The organism is Alteromonas sp. RW2A1 (genome assembly GCF_001886475.1).
Classification (GTDB): Bacteria; Pseudomonadota; Gammaproteobacteria; order Enterobacterales; family Alteromonadaceae; genus Alteromonas; species Alteromonas hispanica.
Map to the genome: position 1 here is coordinate 2,065,196 of NZ_CP018031.1, position 22,857 is coordinate 2,088,052.

The 22,857-nt window shown below is 47.3% G+C and carries 20 protein-coding genes and 1 pseudogene; 14 read left to right on the forward strand and 7 right to left on the reverse strand.

What is annotated here, in order from left to right:
- Positions 1 to 19: 19 nt before the first annotated feature.
- A pseudogene (locus BM528_RS09290) lies at positions 20 to 522 on the reverse strand (IS4 family transposase); the annotation flags it as partial.
- A gap of 119 nt (positions 523 to 641) precedes the next feature.
- On the opposite strand from BM528_RS09290, the gene BM528_RS19065 reads away from it, so the two are divergent.
- The 9 genes from BM528_RS19065 (at position 642) to traN (ending at position 11,145) form a co-directional block, all read left to right on the forward strand.
- Complete coding sequence (locus BM528_RS19065; RefSeq protein ID WP_071979591.1) at positions 642 to 914, forward strand: hypothetical protein; 273 nt, start codon at positions 642 to 644, stop codon at positions 912 to 914.
- Positions 911 to 1,165: an IS66 family insertion sequence element accessory protein TnpB gene (tnpB, locus tag BM528_RS09300; RefSeq protein WP_011788498.1), complete on the forward strand. Its 255-nt coding sequence runs from the start codon at positions 911 to 913 to the stop codon at positions 1,163 to 1,165. Before BM528_RS19065 ends, tnpB begins: the two co-directional genes overlap by 4 nt.
- 210 nt (positions 1,166 to 1,375) lie before the next feature.
- Positions 1,376 to 2,068 carry a DsbC family protein gene (locus BM528_RS09305; RefSeq protein WP_063527513.1) on the forward strand — a complete coding sequence of 231 codons (693 nt, stop codon included), beginning with the start codon at positions 1,376 to 1,378 and terminating at the stop codon, positions 2,066 to 2,068.
- Positions 2,068 to 4,467, forward strand: a complete 2,400-nt coding sequence (gene traC, locus BM528_RS09310) for a type IV secretion system protein TraC (RefSeq protein WP_015066568.1) — start codon at positions 2,068 to 2,070, stop codon at positions 4,465 to 4,467. Before BM528_RS09305 ends, traC begins: the two co-directional genes overlap by 1 nt.
- Positions 4,460 to 4,807 carry a hypothetical protein gene (locus BM528_RS09315; protein ID WP_015066569.1) on the forward strand — a complete coding sequence of 116 codons (348 nt, stop codon included), beginning with the start codon at positions 4,460 to 4,462 and terminating at the stop codon, positions 4,805 to 4,807. The genes traC and BM528_RS09315 overlap by 8 nt, the downstream gene beginning before the upstream one ends.
- A complete protein-coding gene (locus BM528_RS09320; protein WP_015066570.1) occupies positions 4,791 to 5,303 on the forward strand; it encodes a S26 family signal peptidase in 513 nt (170 codons plus the stop codon). Before BM528_RS09315 ends, BM528_RS09320 begins: the two co-directional genes overlap by 17 nt.
- A gap of 7 nt (positions 5,304 to 5,310) precedes the next feature.
- Entirely contained in the window at positions 5,311 to 6,438 is a 1,128-nt protein-coding gene (locus tag BM528_RS09325) for a TrbC family F-type conjugative pilus assembly protein (RefSeq protein WP_442855904.1), read from the forward strand.
- Positions 6,422 to 7,450 carry a TraU family protein gene (locus tag BM528_RS09330; protein ID WP_015066572.1) on the forward strand — a complete coding sequence of 343 codons (1,029 nt, stop codon included), beginning with the start codon at positions 6,422 to 6,424 and terminating at the stop codon, positions 7,448 to 7,450. The genes BM528_RS09325 and BM528_RS09330 overlap by 17 nt, the downstream gene beginning before the upstream one ends.
- A 2-nt stretch (positions 7,451 to 7,452) precedes the next feature.
- Positions 7,453 to 11,145: a conjugal transfer protein TraN gene (traN, locus tag BM528_RS09335; protein ID WP_015066573.1), complete on the forward strand. Its 3,693-nt coding sequence runs from the start codon at positions 7,453 to 7,455 to the stop codon at positions 11,143 to 11,145.
- Positions 11,146 to 11,286: 141 nt separating this feature from the next.
- Here traN and BM528_RS09340 read toward each other — a convergent pair whose 3' ends face one another.
- From BM528_RS09340 to BM528_RS09365, 6 genes are all read right to left on the reverse strand, one after another.
- The gene (locus BM528_RS09340; protein ID WP_015066574.1) at positions 11,287 to 12,963 is read right to left on the reverse strand and encodes a UvrD-helicase domain-containing protein; all 1,677 of its coding nucleotides are present in this window, start codon (positions 12,961 to 12,963) and stop codon (positions 11,287 to 11,289) included.
- Positions 12,960 to 14,885, reverse strand: coding sequence for an ATP-dependent nuclease (locus tag BM528_RS09345; RefSeq protein ID WP_015066575.1), 1,926 nt, complete (start codon positions 14,883 to 14,885; stop codon positions 12,960 to 12,962). Before BM528_RS09345 ends, BM528_RS09340 begins: the two co-directional genes overlap by 4 nt.
- Positions 14,886 to 14,962: 77 nt before the next feature.
- Entirely contained in the window at positions 14,963 to 17,341 is a 2,379-nt protein-coding gene (locus BM528_RS09350) for a S8 family peptidase (protein WP_015066576.1), read from the reverse strand.
- A 14-nt stretch (positions 17,342 to 17,355) separates the two neighbouring features.
- Positions 17,356 to 18,327 carry an AAA family ATPase gene (locus BM528_RS09355; RefSeq protein ID WP_020744900.1) on the reverse strand — a complete coding sequence of 324 codons (972 nt, stop codon included), beginning with the start codon at positions 18,325 to 18,327 and terminating at the stop codon, positions 17,356 to 17,358.
- A 110-nt stretch (positions 18,328 to 18,437) separates the two neighbouring features.
- On the reverse strand, positions 18,438 to 18,617 hold the full coding sequence (locus BM528_RS09360) for a hypothetical protein (protein WP_015066578.1): 180 nt from the start codon (positions 18,615 to 18,617) through the stop codon (positions 18,438 to 18,440).
- A gap of 141 nt (positions 18,618 to 18,758) precedes the next feature.
- Complete coding sequence (locus BM528_RS09365; RefSeq protein ID WP_015066579.1) at positions 18,759 to 19,361, reverse strand: hypothetical protein; 603 nt, start codon at positions 19,359 to 19,361, stop codon at positions 18,759 to 18,761.
- A gap of 367 nt (positions 19,362 to 19,728) precedes the next feature.
- Here BM528_RS09365 and BM528_RS09370 point away from each other — a divergent pair, with 367 nt between their 5' ends.
- The 5 genes from BM528_RS09370 (at position 19,729) to BM528_RS09385 (ending at position 22,691) form a co-directional block, all read left to right on the forward strand.
- Positions 19,729 to 20,055 carry a hypothetical protein gene (locus tag BM528_RS09370; RefSeq protein WP_000455722.1) on the forward strand — a complete coding sequence of 109 codons (327 nt, stop codon included), beginning with the start codon at positions 19,729 to 19,731 and terminating at the stop codon, positions 20,053 to 20,055.
- A gap of 15 nt (positions 20,056 to 20,070) precedes the next feature.
- Positions 20,071 to 20,490, forward strand: coding sequence for a single-stranded DNA-binding protein (locus BM528_RS09375; protein ID WP_015066580.1), 420 nt, complete (start codon positions 20,071 to 20,073; stop codon positions 20,488 to 20,490).
- Positions 20,491 to 20,569: 79 nt separating this feature from the next.
- The gene (gene bet, locus BM528_RS09380) at positions 20,570 to 21,388 is read left to right on the forward strand and encodes a phage recombination protein Bet (RefSeq protein ID WP_000414662.1); all 819 of its coding nucleotides are present in this window, start codon (positions 20,570 to 20,572) and stop codon (positions 21,386 to 21,388) included.
- A gap of 81 nt (positions 21,389 to 21,469) precedes the next feature.
- Positions 21,470 to 21,613, forward strand: a complete 144-nt coding sequence (locus BM528_RS18660; protein WP_015066581.1) for a hypothetical protein — start codon at positions 21,470 to 21,472, stop codon at positions 21,611 to 21,613.
- Positions 21,614 to 21,674: 61 nt separating this feature from the next.
- Positions 21,675 to 22,691, forward strand: coding sequence for a YqaJ viral recombinase family nuclease (locus BM528_RS09385; RefSeq protein WP_015066582.1), 1,017 nt, complete (start codon positions 21,675 to 21,677; stop codon positions 22,689 to 22,691).
- Positions 22,692 to 22,857 lie beyond the last annotated feature (166 nt).

Genomic DNA, 22,857 nt, shown 5'->3' on the forward strand with positions numbered 1-22,857 from the left:
TTCATTCATAGACTGGACCTTAAGAATTAAGCCCATGCAGTATCCCATCTAACGTGATGTTTTGTTTGTCTTTTGACTGTTGGGCTTTTTGGGCGTTCTTCGTTATATAACGGGTCGCCCAATCTATCCTCTCCGCTATTTCTGACCATGCGTGCTGGCTGATGCTTTCAAGATCGGCAACAGCCAAATTTCCACATTTTTGGCGGCCTTGAATAGCTAGACTGATGGCATGATTTGAAGAAAGACGCTTCGCCGAATGATCAGAGCGAGCAGGCTTGACCATACCAAACCATCTACAATCGCTTTCTGTGCCGCCATAAATTTCTGCAAGTTTGTATGGGATTTCAACTCTTTGAATCGCAACTTCACCTGCCAGCGACAACGATAGATTGCCATAACATCATCCGCTTAGTAGGTTTCCCGCGGGAGGTTGATAAGCCAGATGCAAAATCGTATTTCTCCGGCAAAACAGAGCCTTATTACTCTGAATATCTGCTTTCCTCGACGAACTTGCAAATCGAGCGTAAGCGCCTCATAAACCGCGCATTCTAATCACCTAACACGCAGAATAAGATCAAGTCTCCAACCATAAGGAGATTTAAAATGGCAAACGATGCACCAACCAATAATGGCAAACGCTAATCAAGCAATCTGAATCGAGTTCATTATCAACACTCACATTTTGTAAGCTCAATCAACTCAATCCCTCAACGTTCTCTGCCAAGCGCCAGCAACTCAACAACACTGGCGCATCTCAAGGTTTTGTTAGAGCAGAAGTCGTTGAAAAGATAACTCAGTATCAGGCCCAAGTGGCAACCGCCAACATGACACTCTTCGTCAATGATATCGAACTGCGCAATCCCCAATGCACGCCAGTAAGTAACCTGGCTGAACTCATCGGTGCGCTATCATGAAAGGCATGCTGAGCTCACTAGAGATTTATCTGTATCGTGAAAGTGTCGATTTTAGAAAGTCCATCAACGGCCTTGCCGCGATTATCGAAAGTGACACCGATTTACCGTTAGTAAGTGGCGCATTATTCCTGTTCACCAAAAACAGCGCGATAAAATCAAAGTGTTGTGCTGGCGTGTGCCACGAACAAAAGGTTAATACCTTTTGGATCTGTATTTCTGATGAGAGAAGGCCTCTCGAAATCTACCTGTAGGGGGCGGTTTCAAAACCACCAAGTGCTTCTGTAAAGTGCGGTTTGGAGACTTATCTGATCGCTCATTCAACACTGAGTTCACCTTCGCAGGTGATCTACACTTCGGAGCAGCTATTTAGTAAGGTATTCAATTCTTCAATCTATCTAACCGAGTCCACATAGGACAACTGCATAGACTGGAGCCTCGATTTACATTAACGAGGACTCCTCATGCGAAAACTATCTCCATTTATTCTGGCGCTTGCGCTGTCTCCTTTTGTTCAAGCTGAACCTGTGTCTGAAGTGTCGCCCGTTGGCAAAATTGACGGCATGGTTTCTTTACCTGTCACGGGTATGAAAGCGGTCGAAAGCAATAACCGTATTATTTTTATGTCAGACAGTGGCCGGTTCGTCATTGATGGCACGCTCTATGATGCCTGGTCCAAAAAGCCGCTTACCAGCCTTGAAGAAATTCGAGAAGCGGGAAACACGCTGGACTTAAGTCGCCTTGGCTTAAAAATGGATGATTTGAACCCACTGACTTTAGGCGAAGGCAAAAAGAAAGTGGTGGTCTTTGTTGACCCTCGGTGCCCACATTGCCATGAGCTTTTGAAACAAGCCCTGCCGTTAACCAAAGAATACACCTTCCAAATTCTCCCTGTGCCAGTGCTTGGTCCAGATTCAGAGCGTCAGGTTCGCCAGCTTGGCTGTGCGCGTGACAAGAAAGCGGCCACCGATGCATTGCTGAATGGCCGGATTGGTAACCTAGAACAGGATGATGCCTGCAACTTAGAACCAATGCAGCGTACCTTGGTGACGGCTCAAATTCTGGGCATTCAAGGTGTGCCTTTCATTGTCGCCAATGATGGTCGCATCAGCCGAGGTCGTCCTTATGACCTTTCTGCTTGGTTGGAGGGGCGTTAATGAAAGCCTCTTTGTATTCAGGACAACGCGCTTCAGAGCTATTGCCAGTATTGGCCTATTCAGACGATGAGCAACTGTTTTTCATGGAAGACCAAAGTGTTGGCTTTGGTTTTCTATGTGACCCATTGCCGGGTGGTGATGAGTCTGTTGCAGACAGGGTTAATGTTCTACTCAACAACGACTGGCCAAAAGACACTTTGCTGCAATTTGGCCTTTACGCCTCGCCTGATATTCAAACCGACCTTCAGCGCATGATGGGCTTACGGCATCGTCAATCTGATCCATTGCTTAGGGCGTCGATACGCAAACGTGCGGATTTCCTCGATGGGGGCACGGTTCAATCGATAGAAGAATCGACCCAGACTCAGGTACGCAACTTTCAACTGATCGTCACCTGCAAATTGCCTTTGGAAAGTCCTATTCCGACGGAGCGTGAGTTGAGTCGAGCATCCGCGCTTCGGGCTTCTTTCTCGCAAGCGCTGGCAACGGTTGGTTTTCGCGTCACTGAGATGACTGACCGAAACTGGCTCGCGGCAATAAGTGCTCAGCTTAACTGGGGAAAAGATGCTTCCTGGCGTAATCCATCACCAATCCGCAGTGAGGCAGATAAACCACTTCGGGAGCAAGTGTTGGATTATGACCGAGCTATCAAGGTGGATAGCCAAGGTCTGATGCTGGGCGATTACCGAGTTAAAACCTTATCGTTTAAACGCTTGCCTGAGCGGATCTGGTTTGGTCATGCCGCAAGTTTTGCGGGCGATATGATGACGGGCAGTCGCGGTTTACGCGGCAGCTTTTTGCTAAATGTCACCATTCACTTTCCCTCAGCTGAGGCGATGCGATCTCGTTTAGAGACGAAGCGTCAGTGGGCGGTCAATCAGGCCTATGGCCCGATGCTCAAGTTTGTGCCGGTGCTTGCAGCCAAGAAAAAGAGATTTGATGTTCTTTTTGAAGCTTTGCAAGAAGGTGATCGTCCTATTCGGGCAAATATGACTTTGACGCTGTTTTCCCCAACGGAAGAAGCGTCCATCAGTTCTGTTTCAAATGCTCGAACCTATTTCAAAGAACTCGGATTTGAGCTGATGGAAGACAAGTACTTCTGTTTGCCCATTTTTCTGAATGCCCTGCCATTTGGTGCCGACCGCCAGGCGATGAACGACTTGTTTCGATTCAAGACCATGGCGACACGGCATGTGATCCCTCTGTTGCCTTTGTTTGCGGATTGGAAAGGCACTGGCACGCCGGTGATTAACTTTGTTTCCCGTAATGGCCAGATCATGAGTGTGTCCCTTTATGACTCGGGCAGTAATTACAATTGTTGCATCGCGGCGCAATCGGGATCGGGTAAGTCATTCCTGGTGAACGAAATCATCTCCTCCTACCTATCAGAAGGCGGGCAATGCTGGGTGATTGATGTTGGCCGCTCTTATGAAAAGCTGTGTGAAGTCTATGACGGTGAGTTCTTACAGTTCGGGCGAGACAGTGGCATTTGCTTAAATCCGTTTGAAATCGTTGAGGACTATGACGAAGAAGCGGATGTGTTGGTTGGGTTATTGGCCGCAATGGCCGCACCTACGCAGTCATTAACCGATTTTCAGATGGCAAACCTAAAGCGTCAGACCCGTGAACTGTGGGAGAAAAAAGGTCGTGCCATGTTGGTTGATGATGTGGCAGAGGCTTTAAAAAATCATGAAGACCGACGTGTGCAAGACGTGGGTGAGCAGCTCTATCCGTTTACGACACAGGGCGAATATGGCCGATTCTTTAATGGCCACAACAATATTCGCTTCAAAAACCGTTTCACCGTTCTGGAGTTAGAAGAGCTTAAGGGGCGTAAGCATCTACAACAAGTAGTGTTGCTTCAGCTTATCTACCAAATCCAACAAGAGATGTACTTAGGTGAGCGGGATCGTCGCAAGATTGTGTTCATTGATGAAGCTTGGGATCTGCTGACTCAAGGTGATGTCGGTAAGTTCATTGAGACGGGTTACCGTCGATTTCGAAAATATGGCGGCAGTGCTGTAACGGTAACGCAGTCGGTCAACGATTTGTATGACAGCCCAACAGGTAAAGCCATCGCTGAAAACTCGGCCAATATGTACCTGCTTGGCCAAAAAGCTGAAACCATCAACGCGCTCAAAAAAGAAGGCCGCTTGCCACTAGGTGAAGGCGGCTATGAATACCTGAAAACGGTTCATACCGTCACGGGTGTCTATTCCGAGATTTTCTTTATTACCGAAATGGGCACCGGGATTGGCCGCCTCATTGTCGATCCGTTTCACAAGCTGTTGTACTCGTCCCGTGCAGAAGATGTAAACGCGATTAAACAGTTAACGCGCAAAGGCCTTTCTGTTGCTGATGCCATCTCTCAGTTGTTGAAGGAGCGAGGCTATGAATAAGACCACGCTTTGGCCATTTATGGCCTCTATTACTTTGTCTATTGCAGGCAGCGGTTTAATGACCAGCTGGCTCTTAATGAAAACACTCGAACCCATCCACAGCCAGTTGGCGTTAAGTACGCCCATTGCAGTCGTAGATTTTGGGGAGGCGGTGTTGTCACTGGGCCCCAATGCCAGCGAACAAGACATCGAATCCAGGTTGCTTCAGACCAATCAGCAAATTGAAAAGTTAAAAACAGCCGGTTTTATCGTGCTGGATGCCCAAGCGGTGGTGGGTGCTGATGATTCCGTATTTGTGCCAGTAGGCTCAAAGGAGGTGTCTCATGCAGATACTCCGTAAAAGAATGCCTTGGCGGCCATACCTCATCCGGTTGACTGTTCTTGCGTTAATCATGGCCTTGGTAGGCACCTACGCCATGATGCGCTACCGAATAGGTATTGATACCCAGCAAGAGCGCTGCCTGCCTGATACCACGGTGTATCTGATTGACCTATGGAATAAAGAGCCCGTTAAGGATGGTTTGTATGCCTTCCACTCAAAAGGACTTGCTCCGTTATATAACGACGGTACTCGGATGCTGAAACGCCTAACAGGGATGCCAGGGGATGAAGTCAAGGTGACGCCTGAGCATGTACTGGTGAATGGTGCTGAAGTCTCTACCGGCATGGCATTAGCCCAGCGTCTTGGTGTGGCTGAAACAGAATTTAGCCGCTCATTGACGCTGCAAGAAAACGAGTATTGGTTTTCCGGTGAGGCCGCAACGAGTTTCGACTCCCGCTATTGGAACGCCGTTAAGCGCGAGCAGATTGTCGGTCGCGCTTGGCCGCTTTGGTAGGAGGTAGATGATGCAAAGACTATGTCTCTTATTTTTGTTGGTTGCGCCATTGGCTTGGGTTCAAGTGTCCTGGGCACAAGAGCCTTTTCCGTTGTCTGACGAAGACAAAAAGATCGTCGAAATGAGCCGCAGCATTTTACAAAGTGCTGTGGATGGTTCATCTGAATTTATTGAGCCTTTTGCACCGATTGAACAACCTGCGTCGCTCAAACACAACGATGAATGGTTGATTTTTGCGTCGTCTTCACTGGGAGATTCGTCACTGAAGCAGCTATTTAAAGAGGCCAGTGCTACCGGCGCTATTGTGTTGTTTCGGGGAATTCCTGAAGGAAAGACCTTGGGGGCGGCTATCCGTGATTGGCATACGCTGATGACGGGGCTTGATCCTGTTCCTCAGGTTCGAATCGATCCGAAAGCCTTTGTGCACTGGCGGGTGACTAGCGTGCCTGCCATTTTCCGCATAGAAGATGACAAGGTGACTGCAAGTGCACTAGGGGTTTACAGCAACGACTGGTTGCAGCGTCAAATTGAAACAGGCAATACCGGTTCATTGGGTCAACGCGGTCCTATTCATTCCATTTTAGAACCGGATTTGGTGCAAGTAGCGATGCAGCGTTTACAGTCGATTGACCTGGGCGCATTAAAGAAAAAAGCCATTGAGCGTTTCTGGTCTCGCCAAACTTTCACTGACTTACCCAAAGCCACGCAGTATCGGATAAGAATGGTTGATCCAACCATCGTCATGAAGCGGCCACTATTGGATGCCAATGGCCGAACATTGATCCCAGCAGGAACGCGTATTAACCCGCTAAAAGCCTTGCCGTTTACTCAGCAGCTTGTGGTGTTTAATGCGTCGAACGCTGAAGAAGTGGACGCAGTTGCGCATTGGCTTGAGACGCAAGATAGGACACTGCGCCGCATTACGCTTATCACCACGCAGCTCGACCGTACTCAAGGTTGGAATAGCCTCAATGCGCTCGAAAAGACATTGGACAGTCCGGTTTACCTTCTCAATGCCTCGCTAAAGCAGCGCTTTGATCTGCAAGTCACCCCATCGTTTGTTCAAGCAAAGGGGCTCGCGTTTGAAATAGAAGAAATTCCAGCAAAGGAGCTTGTTCATGAAAAAGCTCAATAATACGTATCGTCTGTTGCGGACTCTCGTTGTCATGTTTGTCCTGGGCGCATCTATTTCTGCTAAAGCCGAACTGACCTGCCCAGACGCGGGTTTATTGTCCGGTAAGTTGCTGACGGATGTTTGCTGGTCATGCATTTTTCCTATCCGGGTTGCAGGTCTTCCACTTGGCTCTGGCAGTGTCCCAAGCGGCGCATCAAACAAGTCGTTTTGCTTATGTGAAGACAACTTAGGTGTGCCAAGGCCAGGTATTGTTACCAGCATGTGGGAGCCAGCGCGTCTGATTGAACTGGTCAGAACGCCGGGTTGTTCGCCTTCACTGGGAGGGATTCGCTTACCGTTAGGTGATAGGCGATTGCAAGGTGGTCATGGTGAAGGTGAATACGATACCGGTGATCTTGCTTTCTATCATTACCATTATTACGCCTTTCCGCTTTTGGTCATGCTCGATTTGTTCATGGATGGCAATTGCAATGCCGATGGTTACATGGATTTTGACTTGATGTATTTGTCGGAATTGGACCCAACATGGCTGAACGATGAACTGGCCTTTTTTACTCAGCCTGAAGCTGCTGCTGTTGCTAATCCATTGGCTATCTCTGCTTGTACCGCTGACGCTGCTTCATCAACGCTTGGTAAACCCATCGATCAGTTGTTTTGGTGTGCTGGCAGTTGGGGCCATCTCTATCCGTTATCTGGCCACACCTTAGCCTTTGGTTCATTAGCAGAAAACACCAGCCATTTAGCGGCGCGTGCAATCGCGGCTCAACACAGGCGTGGTCTTGCAAGACGAACAATGGGGAGCAGTGCGCTATGCCGACCTGTTATCGAACCCATGCTGCCGAAATCCCAATACAAGATGAGTATGTTCTTCCCTGTACCGGAAACTGAAAGTGCGCATGTCATCGGTGAAAGCACCATGAAATGGGGAGAGTGGCGAACGATCCCCGGTGCCGGTGAAGATGCGCTCTACATTTTGTGGCGCTGGCAAGACTGCTGTAACTCGGGAGGTTAACCATGAAACCAACACTTTTTACCCGAGTTTTAGCGGGTATTTTATCAATCACTATGGCGTGCCTGCCCTTACATGGTGTGGCCGCTGATGTGCAGCGCCAATCCGGCTTAAGCGGACAACAAGAAGGTAAGCAATTGCTGCAAAACTGGACGATGCCCGCACTCAATGGCAATACATTGTCGGTGCCGAATGGCAGTGGTAATGAGTCCATTAACTTGCAAGAGCTTTTCCCTGGTATGGATCAGGGCTCATTGGATGTCTTAACGGGCGTTTATGGCTCTGATGCCAGCATGAATCAATTGGGGACACAGCGCCAAGAGAGCATGGCATCCGAAAGTGGCGCTACGGGTGAAGCATTTCGTTCGCTACAGGAAATCAAAGACAGGTCTCGGCCAGATATGGTCAATGATCCGCTTTGGGCATTAACTGATGCGGTTCAAACTGACCCAAATCTATTAACGCAAAGCTTCCCCGGCTGTGAGTCTCAAGGTGAAGGCAGCCCAAACTACCAGCAATGTGACAGGCTCAATACAGCGGTTAACAGCTGCACGATTACTCACGATTACACGGCAGGCATTATTGAGCATGTTTCAGGACCAATGAACCTTCGCTCTTGTGGTGAGGGATGTCTTGAAGTTTGGATTGGACGAATTGGCGACAACTACTGGAGTGGCCGTTGTAAAGTGTTTGAACAGGCCATCACACTCAAAGTCGTGAACCCCGATGCGATTACCTCAGCCGTTCTTGAATACGCCAAATGGGATGACTACATGCAAGTGTGGCTTGGTGATCAGAAAGTCTGGTCTGGGCCGAACAATAACTTTCCACCAGAAACGGCTGGCCGCTGCGAGCTCAGTACAAGTTGGGAGCGCAATCCTAATACTGACTTAACCTCTAAGCTAAAAGCGGTAGAGCCCGGTTTAGAAGTGCCAGTAAAAATTCGCGTATCGGTAACGGGTAGTGGTGAGGGGTATGCACGTATCAAGGTGCGCTTTGATCCAACCAAGGTGGTGATGAATGATAGTTGGTCGCCACAATCCTGTATCGAACAAGCAGCGGATATCCCGACTAAGTTTTCAGACTACAGCATTCAATGCACGGATCAGCCGTCTTCAACCAACGGATGTACGGTGGTCAATGGTGTTTCAGTTTGTGAATCCTACTTTGCTCCAAGCCCTGTGGCTGGCATATCGCCTTTGTGTCGGCGTGTACAAGTCAGTGTGGATGATGAAAGCTATAAGGGGATTGAAAATCAGGCCTGCCAAGTGCTTGAAGCGAATCCTTCCTGTGGATTCATGTCGTCAGAATGTGCCGAAACCAATGATAAAGGTGAATGCATTCGTTTTACCGATACCTATGACTGTGGATTGCAAACCAGCGATCCAAAGTGCGTGGTATCCAATCTTATGCCGAGTAGTTTTGAGGCATGTGAGCCTACTCAGACGATTACGCCATTTACTGAAACCAAGCATGTACCGGATTACCAGGTGTGCGAGAAGATCAGCACGCTTACTCAGTGTCAGTTAGAACGACGTGTATCCGCTGAAACCCATCAACAAAGCTGGTCCATTGAGCGCGGTTGCTTTAGCTCTGAAACGCTCAGCTTTGTTCCACAGCACAGCAGTACCATGCAAACTGGAAACGCGACGCTGAGAGTGTTTGATAATCAAAATACTGAGATAAAAATCACCGAGTCGCCGTCCAAGGCAAATGGCTGGAAAACGACACTCTCATTGACGGGCAACAAGGAGACGGTCACAGAGACGAAACCGTCCATTAAATACCCTGAAATGACCTGTCCAAAAGGAACCTTGGTTGGCTCATTGTGCAAGGTCGTTAATGGGTCGATTATTTCGTGGCATGAACCGCAGGAAGTCACGCGTTCCAGATGTGAGTCCGGCTGGAACAAAGTCGATTTCGATACTTGCAGCCGAGAAGTTCAGAAGTGTTTGGCTCCTGCGAAACTGAGTGCTTCCTTGACCTTCTCTGGCAAATACTTAGAGCAAGACGTTGTTCATCAATCAAGTGATCCGGGCATAGACCAATGCTTGATGCAAACGGATCAGTTCACTGCGGTGCAGTGGCAGTGTTTGGATACGGGCATAAAACGAATCGACGGGTTAACAGTTGGTAGTGGCGAGTTGGCCAATCTTGGAAGCCTTTATCCGACGGTTGTTTCGTCTCCTGCTCATTTAACCAGTCGTGGCAGCTCTGATGGACTGGGGCTCTCATGCTGGAGGGCAAAAGCGACCTACAATGCTTCGACTGCTCATCCAGAATTCAACATGGGCAGCTCAGATAGCTGGGTAGATGCCAATGGTAATACACAAACCATCGTCAATAACGGACAAAACACGACCACCAATACGTGTGCCGCGCTGGAGCAAAACCCGGCCTGCCAGTATGTCAGAACCGAATGCACTGAAGGCGGGGCTGGTCATGAAGGCTTCTGTTATATCCAAAGTTTGGTGTATGACTGTGGACAAAGCGTTGAAGTGCAAAATGCACGAATGGAAACTCAATACAACTGTGAGGGGCCAGTTCGCTGTATGGGCACAGATTGTTTAGAGCCAGAGTCAATCAAGCAGGCTAACTTTGCAGAGGCCGCCGCGATGCTTAATGCGGCGCAGTTTATGACCAATGATATGTCATGCACGGGAGCTGATGGCCAAGATAACGTCGAGTGTACGGTCTTTAAAGGTAATGCTGGCCAGTGCAAAAAAGCCGTTGGCGGTATAGTGGATTGCTGTGAAAAGCCAAGTGGCGTGTCGTTATCGGATTACATCACAATGATTGTGGCGGTCAACAAGCTTGATACGGCAGTCATGGCCATGAATCCGTCGTCGGCAATCTATGGTTCCTGGAATACGCTTAGGGAGCCAATCACGAGTACTTGGAGTGCGGTCAAAGAGCCCTTTGTGTCTGCTTGGGACTCTCTTATGGGGGCTGGGCCATCAACGGCTGCTGGCGCGGGAGCGGAGCAAGCTGCGACTGGCTTCATGCAGGTGTTGACCAACAAAACGGCTGAATGGGTAGGTACGACCTTTGGTTCGGGGGCGCAATCGGCACTGTTTAGTAACGTTGGTGGCGCAGTTGGAGCCGATGGTGTCGTTTCGGGTGGTAACTTTGCGCTGGGTGGCGCTGCGGGCGCGGTTCTGAGTACGGTTATGACGGCCTACATGATTTACTCAGTCACCATGATCCTCATTCAGCTTATCTGGAAATGTGAGCAGAGTGAGTTTGAGATGAACGCTAAGCGGGTATTGAAGAGTTGCCACTATGTGGGCTCTTACTGCAAGTCTAAGTTCTTAGGTGCCTGTGTTGAGAAACGGCAATCATATTGCTGCTTTACTTCGCCGCTTTCACGGATCATTCAAGAGCAAGTGCGTCCGCAATTGGGCCTTGGCTGGGGCAGTGCGAAATCTCCAAACTGTGAAGGATTGACCGCGAGTCAGTTAAACCAGGTGGATTGGAGCCAAGTCAATCTGGATGAATGGATAGGTATCTTATCGATAACAGGCAACCTACCCGAAGTACCGTCACTGGATCTGGAAAGACTCACAGGCTCAGGAAGTACGCTAAACGTTGATGGAAATCGTCAGAGTGCCGCAGACAGAGCCCTTGAACGGCTAAACGGAATGGATGCCCAGAAACTGCGTCAGGAGGCGACGGAGGAAATTTCGGGGAATAACTAGAAGAAAAAATCTTTGTCAGCTCCAGTATATTTTGGAGCTGACATCGCGCTAGATGTTGCATTATATTTAGTAAAGAGAACGTTTTTGAGGACGGTTTATGGCTTTGCAAGTTTTGAACTGAGTAGTTTAGCTAATGACTTTTTAAATGTGCGTTAAATCGGTAATAAACTGTGCTGCATATTGAAGATATTCCTGTTGTGGAGTTCGAATTACATCCCATCTTTTAGCATAGTTAAGGGGCCTGTCGCGTTGTTTAGCGTATGTAAGAACAAGCCGACGCTTGGCACGGGATACACCAACAAAGAAAGCACACAGATTAGAATCTTGATCCCCAAAAAATATTTCGTTCTCAACGGCCAAAATTATCGTTGAGTCGAACTCCAATCCTTTGCTCTTATGGATAGTCAGAATACGCACAGCCTGATCATCAGAGAAACGAGTCAAGGCTTGAGGCAAGTCGGGGGTAAGTTCAAGCAATTCTTCAATGCGCGCTTTGGTATCTCCCACAACTTCACCTAATCTGGCATGTGACTCATAGTCAGGCGAGAGAGCAACAAGAGTCTCCATTCCTATTTTCTTCAAAAATCTACACACAGAATCCCACCATCCCGAAAACGGTTCATCCAACAACTCGGCCATGGCGATGATTTTTCGCTGTTCCTTGAAGAAGCTTTGGAAATTTTGCCTGACGCTAGACTGCACCTCGTCATCGGCAAAGGGAATCAATTGATTCATCAGCCGAATCCAGGCTTTGGGCTCTCGCTGGCCATAGAGACAGGACAAATAGTCAACAACGAGCCTTGCGGCAGGTTCGACAGTAATATCCTGCATCTCCTGCTCATTCCGGTACGGTATTCCCCTAACTTCCAATGCCACCATCAGGTGATTGGCGTAAAGATCTAGTTGTTTGGACACTAATACGGCGATTTCGGATAACGGAACCTGTTCATTTCTTATCCACCCGGCAATCAAATCGGCCAAGTACTCAGCTTCACCCTGGGCATTCTCGAATTGCCACGCGAAGACCTCTCCCTCTTCACCAGCAAGTTGGTGATCTGGCATGACGGAAGCCGGATCGAGCACGCGAATTATCTCGTTCTGCATCCGAAGCAGGCGTGGTTTTGAACGAAAGTTTCGGTACATGTTTAATGGGACCGCTGAAAAATCCCTAGCGAACGTTTGGAAAATTCCGTCCAATGCACCTGCCCATCCCATGATTTTCTGCTTGGTATCACCGACAGCAGTGAGACGAATGCTCGTACCTTGGAAGGCTACCTTCACGAGTTCATACTGCTGATCCGTGCAGTCCTGGAATTCATCCAAGAAAACATCGCTGTAAGTTTGGCGTATGGCATTTCTTGCGACAGTGGAGGCCTTAAGAATTTGAATTGCTAGCGGTACAAGATCATGAAATGTAATTTGCCTTTTTGTGACTTTTCTTTCGCCAATCGAATAATCCAGATCAAGAGCATCATTACCAGTAAGCACTACTCGGAAGCGATCAATAATACGCTTTGCAAACGCATGAAATGTGTAGCTATCAAAACGGGAAGCCAATTCTTGTCCACAGCGTTGCTGGATTCGCTCCTTCAAGTTTTTGCTGGCGTCAACTTTGAAAGAGATAGCGAGTATTCTCTTCGGATAACGGCAGGTTCCGGTTCGTAGGAGGAAGTCAGCTCTTTGTGCAAGCATTTCCGTCTTGCCCGCGCCCGGCCCCGCCGTCAGTGCAAGACAGCGCGCTTGTTCCTTCGCAGCCCGCAGTGCATTGGGTTCAAGAGTTAGCCCATCCGAAGGCAGCCATGCATCTACAGCAATCACTCGGGCAGTTCCGCAAGCTTGGCGATCACGGCATCAGTGAGTCGTCCAAATGATTCAGGCATGTTCGCCAGCAAATCCTCGTCGCTTAGTTGAGCGAGAGCTTCGATATGAGCAGCGGGCTTGCTGCCCAGTTTAAAAAGCTTGTGATACGTAGAGAAAAGATTTAACTCGTCATAGCTATATTGGGATGGGTCATGATGGCTCTTGCCTAACACGGCTTTAATTGTTGAGTCATCCGGAACTTCCTGCTGAACACCGTAAGCATCTGGGAAAGCAAGGAGCATTGAAAAATCTAAATCCATTGGAAATGAGAAAAACACACCACGCATTTCCAGCTCTGCAAATACACTCTTAGTGCCGTTTTCAAAGAAGTGGTGGGTACGAACAGGTACTTTGTCATCATTCCAATCTGATAAAGAAAAAGTATTTGGCAGAACTTTTTCAGGTTGATATAAGCCAAGTTGGTTATTTACATACTTTATTCTTCCCCAGCCCGCTTGATATCTGCCCACATCTAAATCGAGAAGGGTCAAAAATGGGATTTGCAGTGCTGATAACAGGCGCCAAAAATGATTGACATGCCTACCTCCAAGCGGAGCAATCGTAACCGCTGATTCATCAACTGGCGCACCCTTTGCTTGGAAAAGGCGCGGTAGTACAATTTCTTCGCTATCCCCTTCACCCAACACAACCAAACGTGAGAAGTAAATCTCAGGGAATGCCTGGACAGCCTCGCGTACAAACTTGTGCGCTTCATCGGTTTTAGCGGGTAATTGGATTTTCGTAATTCTTGATTGCCGGGTTTCGGTAAGTCGAAGATATCGAATATGTTCCGGATCGACACGTCGTAACATTGACGGAGCATGCGTAGCGATTAGGGCCTGAGCATCCTCGTTGCTCGTCATGGAGTTCAGAGCGCTGACAATCCGCCCCAGATAGTGAGGCGAGAGGCTGTTCTCTGGTTCCTCAAGGGCAATCAAAGTAAAGACTGGCGGACGCAATTTTTCTGGGTCAAAAGAGCCGTCCTCACCGGCAAGGACAGCACGCCCAATTGCTTGAGATGAAAGAACCAATGACAGATAGAGCATCGACTTCTGGCCGTCACTGAGTCTGGAAAAATCGACAAGATGTTCATCATGTCCAGGCGAGAATGATACGGACAAATGACGAAGCAACGCCTCGATCTCAGATGCCACAAAAGTAATCTTGGGATCTGTAAAGTAGCTGCCTTTATGAAGGGTGCCCCAAGTTTTCTTCAGGTGGGCACTAAAAGCATTGACCGATGGATTAGCAGCCAAACTCTCACTAATCTGGTCGGTGAACCCTTTGACTTCCTCCCGTTCATTTTCCCAGTTCACTGCCCGTAGCAAGCGGCCAAGCAGCGCGTTCGTTCCATATGCTATGTGGTCAGTCGGATCTCTTCTTGCGGGCAGATAGTGGACTTGTATGTGATTTCGTTCAGACCTTGGAACCGTTTGAGGATTTAGAGGCGAACCATCCGGGCCAGCTTCAAGCACATACACAAAAGTCTCATCAATATCCCCATCCAGGCCCATAGTGGCACTTAGGCGATATCGTACCCTAGGAATTCCGTCAGGGTCATCAAGGCGCATGTGACTGAAATGGGGAGCAACGGTCGAGTTATCTTCTTCATCCTCCAACTCGGGGAACACGAAGTCCGCCTCAATCCATAACTGCCTTTCTTCGGGCGCTTCTTGTTCATCGTGCGGGACATGGAAGTCTGAGCGCTGAATACGGCGTAATGATGGATCAAATGCAAACAGTCGGCACAAAGCCTGGAGTGCAGCAGTCTTGCCTGACCCGTTGGGGCCAATCAGATAGGTAATATTTTCCAGTGTCAGTTCTGTTGGTTCAGCACCAAAACTCTGAAAATTTGAAACCCGAATACTGTGCAGTTTCATCCTTTTTTCCTAATACATATGGCCCGAAAAATTAAATCTTCCCGTTCCATGGGTGATTTTTACAGAACAAGAATTCCCTACACTCGAGCCCGTGCACGTTCTCTAGCCTTAAGCTCTATGCGTTGTGATATTTGGCTATACAGCTGGGCTTCCTCATTCTCTCGATCAGTGACAGTCACAACCAAGGCATAGTCTTCTTGTTCGAAACTCAACGCCTCACCCCAATCTCTATCTTGTCGAGTAATTACAACAAACCACTTTTCAGAAGGCTTCGGCTGTTTAATCCGCCAAGTTGAAGATTGAACTGTACCTTTACCTCTTAATTCAGCACTTATGTCCCTATTACTTGTAGCATCATCATTTCTGGTTTTAGTTTCATCCTGAGTACTGTGATTGAAATGCCTTTGAACAGACTCAAGCGACTGATCTTTGACTAACCTAAAAGACATTTTAGTGGCCACATAGTCTATCCTAGTTGTCCTGACCGCTGGACAATAAGACAGAGTAACTCTAATTTCTCTGGAAGCACGCTGAGACCTTAAAAAATCATCGGGAAGCGGCAGTTCGAAAAAGTGATGCGAGTTGTTTTCAATTTTCTCTTCAGCCATTAAGACAACGGCATTTTGTGAAGATCTAAAAAGCTCCCCCTCATCAACAGCACCATAACCAGCTATATCTCTAAACGCATCTCGTCCATTTGCGCTCCTATAAGATTTCTTCATATCTTCAGGAAAGCTGCTTTCAATCTCCGACAGCATATTCGCATGATTAACCAGTAGTGCTCTGAGCAAATTAGCAGAAGCCTTCGGGTAGTTATTCAATAAACGACCTGCAAGATGGGTAATGTAAGGTGCCGCAAAACTTGTTCCGCTAATTTCGCTAAACAATGTGTTCCCAACGAATCGACTATTACAGGTCAGTACCCCCATGCCTCGCATAACTGCATTGAGTTCGTTGCCTGTTCTTATTGGAGAAGCCAAGTTTCCACCCATAGCTACCAGCTCGGGTTTAATTGCACCTTTAATAGTGGGACCGTGACGTGTAAATGGGGATGGTTGATTTTCTGTGGCTGGAGCCAATTGCCCAATTTCAGGATACCGTTGAGCATCGAAAGTCGCATTATGTCGAGCCAAGCTTCCCACCGTTAGAACGTTTAGTGCCGGAGCTGGATCTATGATAATACTTTCGTCAGCTAGAAGGTATTCTGGAAACTCGTCTCTCCAGCTATGTCTTGGCACATCTGGATCGATAGAGCCTGAGAAGTTCCCAGCAGAAACGACAAATAAGATATTGAAGTCCCTAGCCAATTTATCCAAGACATACGCAATTCCTCGAATATGACGATTATCGTAAGGTGCATTGGAATTCCCTAACGACAAATTGAAAATCCGACATTGGTGTTCTTCGACAAAATAGGTTACAGCTTCAATGAGAGTTTTTTCGATAGAACTGGAGTCAAATTCTGCATTCTCATCAAGAATTCTACCATTGAAAATCCAAAGTTCAGGGTGCCAATAATTTGTTGAGTTACACGCTTCCAAGTCACCATACAGAGCTACACCAGCAACAGCAGTGCCATGACCATTCAAATCCATGCCGTCTGTATCACCAATAAAGTCTGCACTTTCCGCAATTGCGGGTGCCAACAGGGGGTGGTTAGTATTTACTCCGCTATCAAGGACGCAAACTCTTGCAGCTTGATGAGTAGGGGATTGTATTCCTTCAGGAATTCTATTGATGTCACAATTTAGTTGGCTATAGCGAATACCGCTCTTGGGGGGGAGATCAACAAGTCTGACATCAGAGTGATTCAGCAGTAGATTAGCCTGACTAGAGTTAACCTCCAAACGGTACATTACTAAGCTATCAAGGTTAACTTTATCTGTTCGCCGTATTCCGTTATGAGCTAGCCAACGCTCAAATGCATCACAAGTGCTTAATCTCTCTGGGTGATGAGCAACAGCTACAGGCCAAAGCTCTACATCTAAGAGAAACTTCTCTGACCTTGGTAAGCCATGCCTTCTTAGAGCCCAACTTTTCCGGTCATCACTTGTCCAGTTATCGATTCCCTCTATGGCCTCGAGAATCTGCTTGTACGTCAATTCTGTCTCGTCCAAACCTAAGCGTTGCAGGTGATCTTCAAACACAGTCATTCCGGTTTCATCAACAAAAACAACACACAGATGATTGTCTTCTTGGCTTACAAACTCGATACCATGTTTGTTTAGATGGGTAATATCGAGAAGTCCTGTATAACGAATTTTCAGTACAAAATTACCCGGACGTGACGTTTGCTGACTTTGTGCGAATCTGATTGATTCAGTTAAGTCTCTAGATAATTTTTGACCATGCCCCCGAAGATCACCTCGTGGATGTTTTGGGATATTGACTTTCCTTGTTCTACGTTCATTTTCAAGCAGTTCTCTTTCAATCTTAAGATGTTCATAATTAGCCATTCCTAGTCCCTTTTTTAACTTTCTCGAGAAGCTGCTTGCTTCAAGTCCTTAACGGTCAAAAATTCCTGACTACGTAGGATCATCCTTTTTACTGCTCTACGAACAATACGTTCAATATCAGCGCCACTCTTTGTAGAAAATATCCCGAGGATAGATTTATCATCTAACTCAAATTGGCGACGTACACCACGCAATTTGAGTGAAAGAATTTGTTGTATTTGCAGCTCATCAGGTAATGGGAAGTCAATTTTTTCATCGAAGCGTCGCCAGATAGCACTGTCTAAAATGTGCTCATGGTTTGTAGCTGCTAAAATTAGACTCTTCCCTTGATAAGCGTCCATCATCTGAAGCACTGCGTTAACGACGCGGCGTAACTCACCATGTTCACCTGAGTCAGAACGTTCTTTGCCTATGGCGTCAAATTCATCAAATAAAACCACCATAGAATGTTCAGAAACAAAATCAAAAACTTTGCGAAGATTCGCGGCTGTTTCACCCAAAAAAGAAGATACCAACGCATCGAGACGAACAATTGCAAGAGGTAAATCAAGCTCAAAAGCAATGACCTCAGCTGCTAAGGTTTTCCCGCAACCTGGAGGACCATGAAAAATAATTTTTCCAGAAGGCTTCATTCCAAAACTTCTCAGTACATCGACACGGCGGTGTTCCTCAAGAAGTTCCTCGATGGGTGCGATACTAGATTCAGGTAAAACCATTTCTTCTATTGGTCGCTGAGCTTGTCGAACATCTAAAAGTGGTAGTCCTCGCTCTTTATCTACAGGAGGAGTAGGCAAAGCGTTACGTCCATTTTGTTTAAGCGGTCTTAAATGCTCACCATACAATATCTGCTCAAGATCATTTGCAAGAAGGTGATGTTGCTTTTGACGCTCATCTTGAATAACAGCTTCTGAAGCAAGCCGAAAGGCCTCGGAATCACCAATGGTTCCAGCCCTAATCAACTGTCTCAGTATTTTACCGTTAGCCACTATTATTCCCCTTTGCAATGTTCATTTATAATCGAATTACTCAGTCGTTTATCGTATTAAATACTAATTATTTCATCATATTAATAACGATTTAAAATAATCAGACGTAACTACTTAGTATTATCTGAGGCTATGATGGTGCTTAGCCCATTCGATTTTGCATAATCCAAAATTAGTATTTCTATCATAGACGCTTGAGAGCGATGTTCTTTTTCCGCTGCTGCTTTTAGCAACAGCTTGATTTCTTTAGATGTTCGTATTGACAAAGTCTCTTCTTTGGAACGCGACACTGTGCTTCTCCATGATAAATAAGCAATACAATGTACTGCATTATGCGTACATTGTATACTGTTTATTGAACTCATTACCGATAGCATGGATAGCGATATAGTGCCCCTTCGAGAGGGGCTGGTTGATGGGAGCCTAGTTGGCTAGTTGGCGGGGTTATCTGTTTCCTCTTCAGTGATATCGTCATCGGTTGAAGGCACCGCTTGCTCAACTTCTGCTTCTTTACCCTTAGCTTGGGCTGATTTTCGTGCTCGAATTTCGATATCAATAATGCGTCGTGCAAGTTTGATAATGCGCTGTTGCCATGCGTAGTTGCCATCAACGCGTTGCTTGTTGCTAAGCACGCTAGATAACCAGAGTGTGTCCATTGAGATCATCAACGCATCGAGTTTGCGCACTAAGCCAACAAACTGGCCAACCTGAGGCGAGCTGATTTTGGCGTTGAAGGTAATCGGATCGGTGTAGTCAGGTACTTCATCGATACCGTTGGACTCCATCAGTTTGTCCAAACGAGCTTGTTCGTTGTCTACCGCCATAGCGCAATCCTCGATCAGCTGGCTAATGATCTGTTCCACTTCATCAATTTCGTTCTCATCGCCAATGATGCGTAGGATGACATCGATTCCGTAGAGCGCACTGACCGTGCGCCTAAAAACACGGTCAACGACACGTTGCGCCTGTAAGCTGTTAATTGTGAATGATTGTTCAAAGATGGGTTTTGAGTAATTGGGTTTTGCTTGGGCCATAAGTTTGCTCCTGATATGACAATAATCAGTCCCTAGACTAATCCTCTGTGAGGTAATGGCCTTTCAGCTAGGTGGAAGAATTGAGCATCTTTCTAACTATCCTGTCTGGATAAGACGGTTACACTGACTATCAAATATTGCTGATCTGTTTCAGTGATATCTGCGCCTGAGAGCATGAGCTCAAAGGAAGCCCGCCGCTGAGTTTTCTCAGTGGTACTAAGAGGTAGCTAGCCTCCTTAAACAAATAGCCTGCATGTTTTTACATGCTCAACCATGCGTTCCTTACGGTTCGCCTTTTCACCACCCAGCTGGGGGAGTTTTCCCCAGTTGGGGGTGACTCCTTCAAAACCAACATAAGGAGTCACCAATGGAATATATCTTCGGATTTATTATCCAAATCGCAGGCATTATGTTGCTTGCAAAACTGAGCTGGTCGCTTTTGCGATTGCTTGCTCGTCAAAGCGTGCGCCCGTTTCGATTTGTACTTACTCAAATCAAGCGATTGCTCACACCAACACCAAAACGTCGTCCAATGGCAGTGCCTAAAGCTCCTGGTATGCCCCGTTTGACATCTGCGTTTTACAAAGAGCCACATCAGTACGACATGGCTTTACTCGAAATACCAACCTATCTGCGTCGTCAGTCTTCTTTGCCCAGCCGGGTAGAAGCGACTGTGTGCACAGAGTTCAACTAAGACGAGGAGAACATCATGAAAAACCAAGTAACACTCATAGGCTACGTTGGTGCTGAGCCAGAGACGCGAGCCTATCCATCAGGTGATTTGGTGACCAGCATTTCGCTGGCCACTTCTGAGAAATGGCGCGACCGTCAATCCAATGAGCTCAAAGAGCATACGGAATGGCATCGGGTTGTTTTTCGAGATCGTGGTGGATTTAAGTTAGGGCTAAGGGCAAAAGATTTAATCCAAAAAGGCGCGAAGCTTTTTGTTCAAGGTCCTCAGCGCACGCGTTCATGGGAGAAAGATGGTATTAAGCATCGATTGACCGAAGTGGACGCGGACGAGTTTTTGCTTCTTGATAGTGTGAACAAAGCATCTGAGCCATCACCAGCGGATGATGCGAGCTCCCAAGCTAATTGGGCACAAACTTATCCTGCACCAGATTTTTAACCGAGCAAAAACGCTTTAACCCAGCCGGGAGTACTTTCCCGTCAGGGGCAGACTCCCACTTTGATTGTCGGAGTCCATAATGGAAAAACCAAAGCTAATCCAACGCTTTGCTGAGCGCTTTAGTGTCGATCCAAACAAATTGTTCGATACCCTAAAAGCAACAGCATTCAAGCAACGTGACGGTAGTGCACCGACCAATGAGCAGATGATGGCGCTCTTGGTGGTTGCAGATCAGTACGGCTTGAACCCTTTCACCAAAGAGATTTTTGCGTTCCCTGATAAACAAGCTGGAATTATTCCAGTGGTAGGTGTCGATGGATGGTCTCGCATCATCAATCAACACGACCAGTTTGATGGCATGGAGTTTAAGACTTCAGAAAACAAAGTCTCACTGGATGGCGCGAAAGAATGCCCTGAATGGATGGAATGCATCATCTATCGGCGCGACCGTTCGCACCCAGTCAAAATCACTGAGTATCTGGATGAAGTCTATCGACCACCTTTTGAAGGTAACGGCAAAAATGGCCCTTACCGTGTAGATGGTCCATGGCAGACGCACACTAAGCGAATGCTAAGACATAAATCCATGATCCAGTGTTCCCGCATTGCGTTTGGCTTTGTGGGAATTTTCGATCAAGACGAAGCAGAGCGAATTATCGAAGGCCAAGCAACACACGTTGTTGAGCCATCGGTGATTCCACCCGAGCAAGTTGATGATCGAACCCGAGGGCTTGTTTACAAGCTTATCGAGCGGGCGGAAGCTTCAAACGCTTGGAATAGTGCATTGGAATATGCCAATGAACATTTTCAAGGTGTTGAACTGACGTTTGCGAAACAAGAAATATTTAATGCACAGCAACAAGCAGCCAAAGCGCTCACACAGCCTTTAGCTTCTTAGCGCCACGCATTCATTTTACTAACCCTGGCGGGATTATTCTCCCGTCAGGGGGAAGGTCTCGTCTTTTTTTGGAGATCTTCCATGACTAAATCAGCCTCACTTTTTCGCTTGGTATTGGTTGTTGCCCTTGTCTTAGGTTCGATTCAAGCCGGTAAAGCGGCAATTGATTCGGTTCAAGCAAGTGTTGTTCAGCACCAAACAGCGTTAGCACAAGCAGCAAAGTAACCACTTAACCCTGAAGGGGAGTTCTCTCCTTCGGGGGAGTCTCCCCCTCAAAGGAGGCAATATGAAGGTTATCGACCTATCACAACGTACTCCTGCATGGCACCAGTGGCGCATTGCAGGGGTTACGGCATCTGAAGCCCCAATTATTATGGGGCGTTCACCCTACAAAACACCTTGGCGATTATGGGCAGAAAAAACTGGATTCGTATTACCGGAAGACCTGTCGAATAATCCAAATGTGCTTCGCGGTATAAGGTTGGAGCCTCAAGCAAGGCGAGCATTTGAGAATGCGCATAATGACTTTCTTCTGCCGTTATGTGCAGAAGCCGATCATAACGCAATCTTTCGAGCCAGCTTTGATGGCATCAACGATGCGGGCGAACCCGTTGAACTGAAATGTCCTTGCCAGTCAGTTTTTGAGGATGTGCAAGCTCACCGAGAACAAAGCGAGGCGTACCAGTTGTATTGGGTACAAGTACAGCATCAAATACTGGTCGCCAATAGCACGCGTGGTTGGTTGGTATTCTATTTTGAGGATCAACTGATTGAGTTTGAAATACAACGAGACGCGGCGTTCTTAACTGAGTTGCAAGAAACGGCGCTTCAGTTTTGGGAGTTAGTTCAAACTAAAAAAGAACCGCCAAAATGCCCTGAGCAAGATTGTTTTGTTCCCAAGGGTGAAGCCCAATACCGTTGGACATCGCTGTCTCGACAGTATTGCTCAGCACACGCCGAAGTGGTCCGACTGGAAAACCACATTAAATCTTTGAAAGAGGAAATGCGAGATGCTCAGTCGAAATTGGTCGCTATGATGGGTAACTACGCTCATGCCGACTATGCTGGGGTCAAACTCAGCCGCTACATGATGGCAGGTGCGGTGGACTATAAGCAATTGGCCACCGATAAATTAGGCGAGCTGGATGAACAGGTTTTAGCCGCTTACCGAAAAGCGCCACAAGAGCGGTTGCGCATCAGCACCAATAAGCCAGATCAGCCCGTTGAAACACCAATCAAAATCAGCCTTGAGCAAGAGAACTTAGTTCTGCCAGGTGACTCGCCGAGCTCATTCTACTTTTAACGTTCACTTGGAGCCGATTTCGGCTCCTTTCTAATGCGCTTATACCAAGTGCATCAGAAAGCAGTTTCACTCGTAGCCAATGCTGGATACGAATGATAGAGCGAGCTGAACTCTTACATACACAGCCATACCACAATCAACACACCACCCGACGGGGACTTCATTC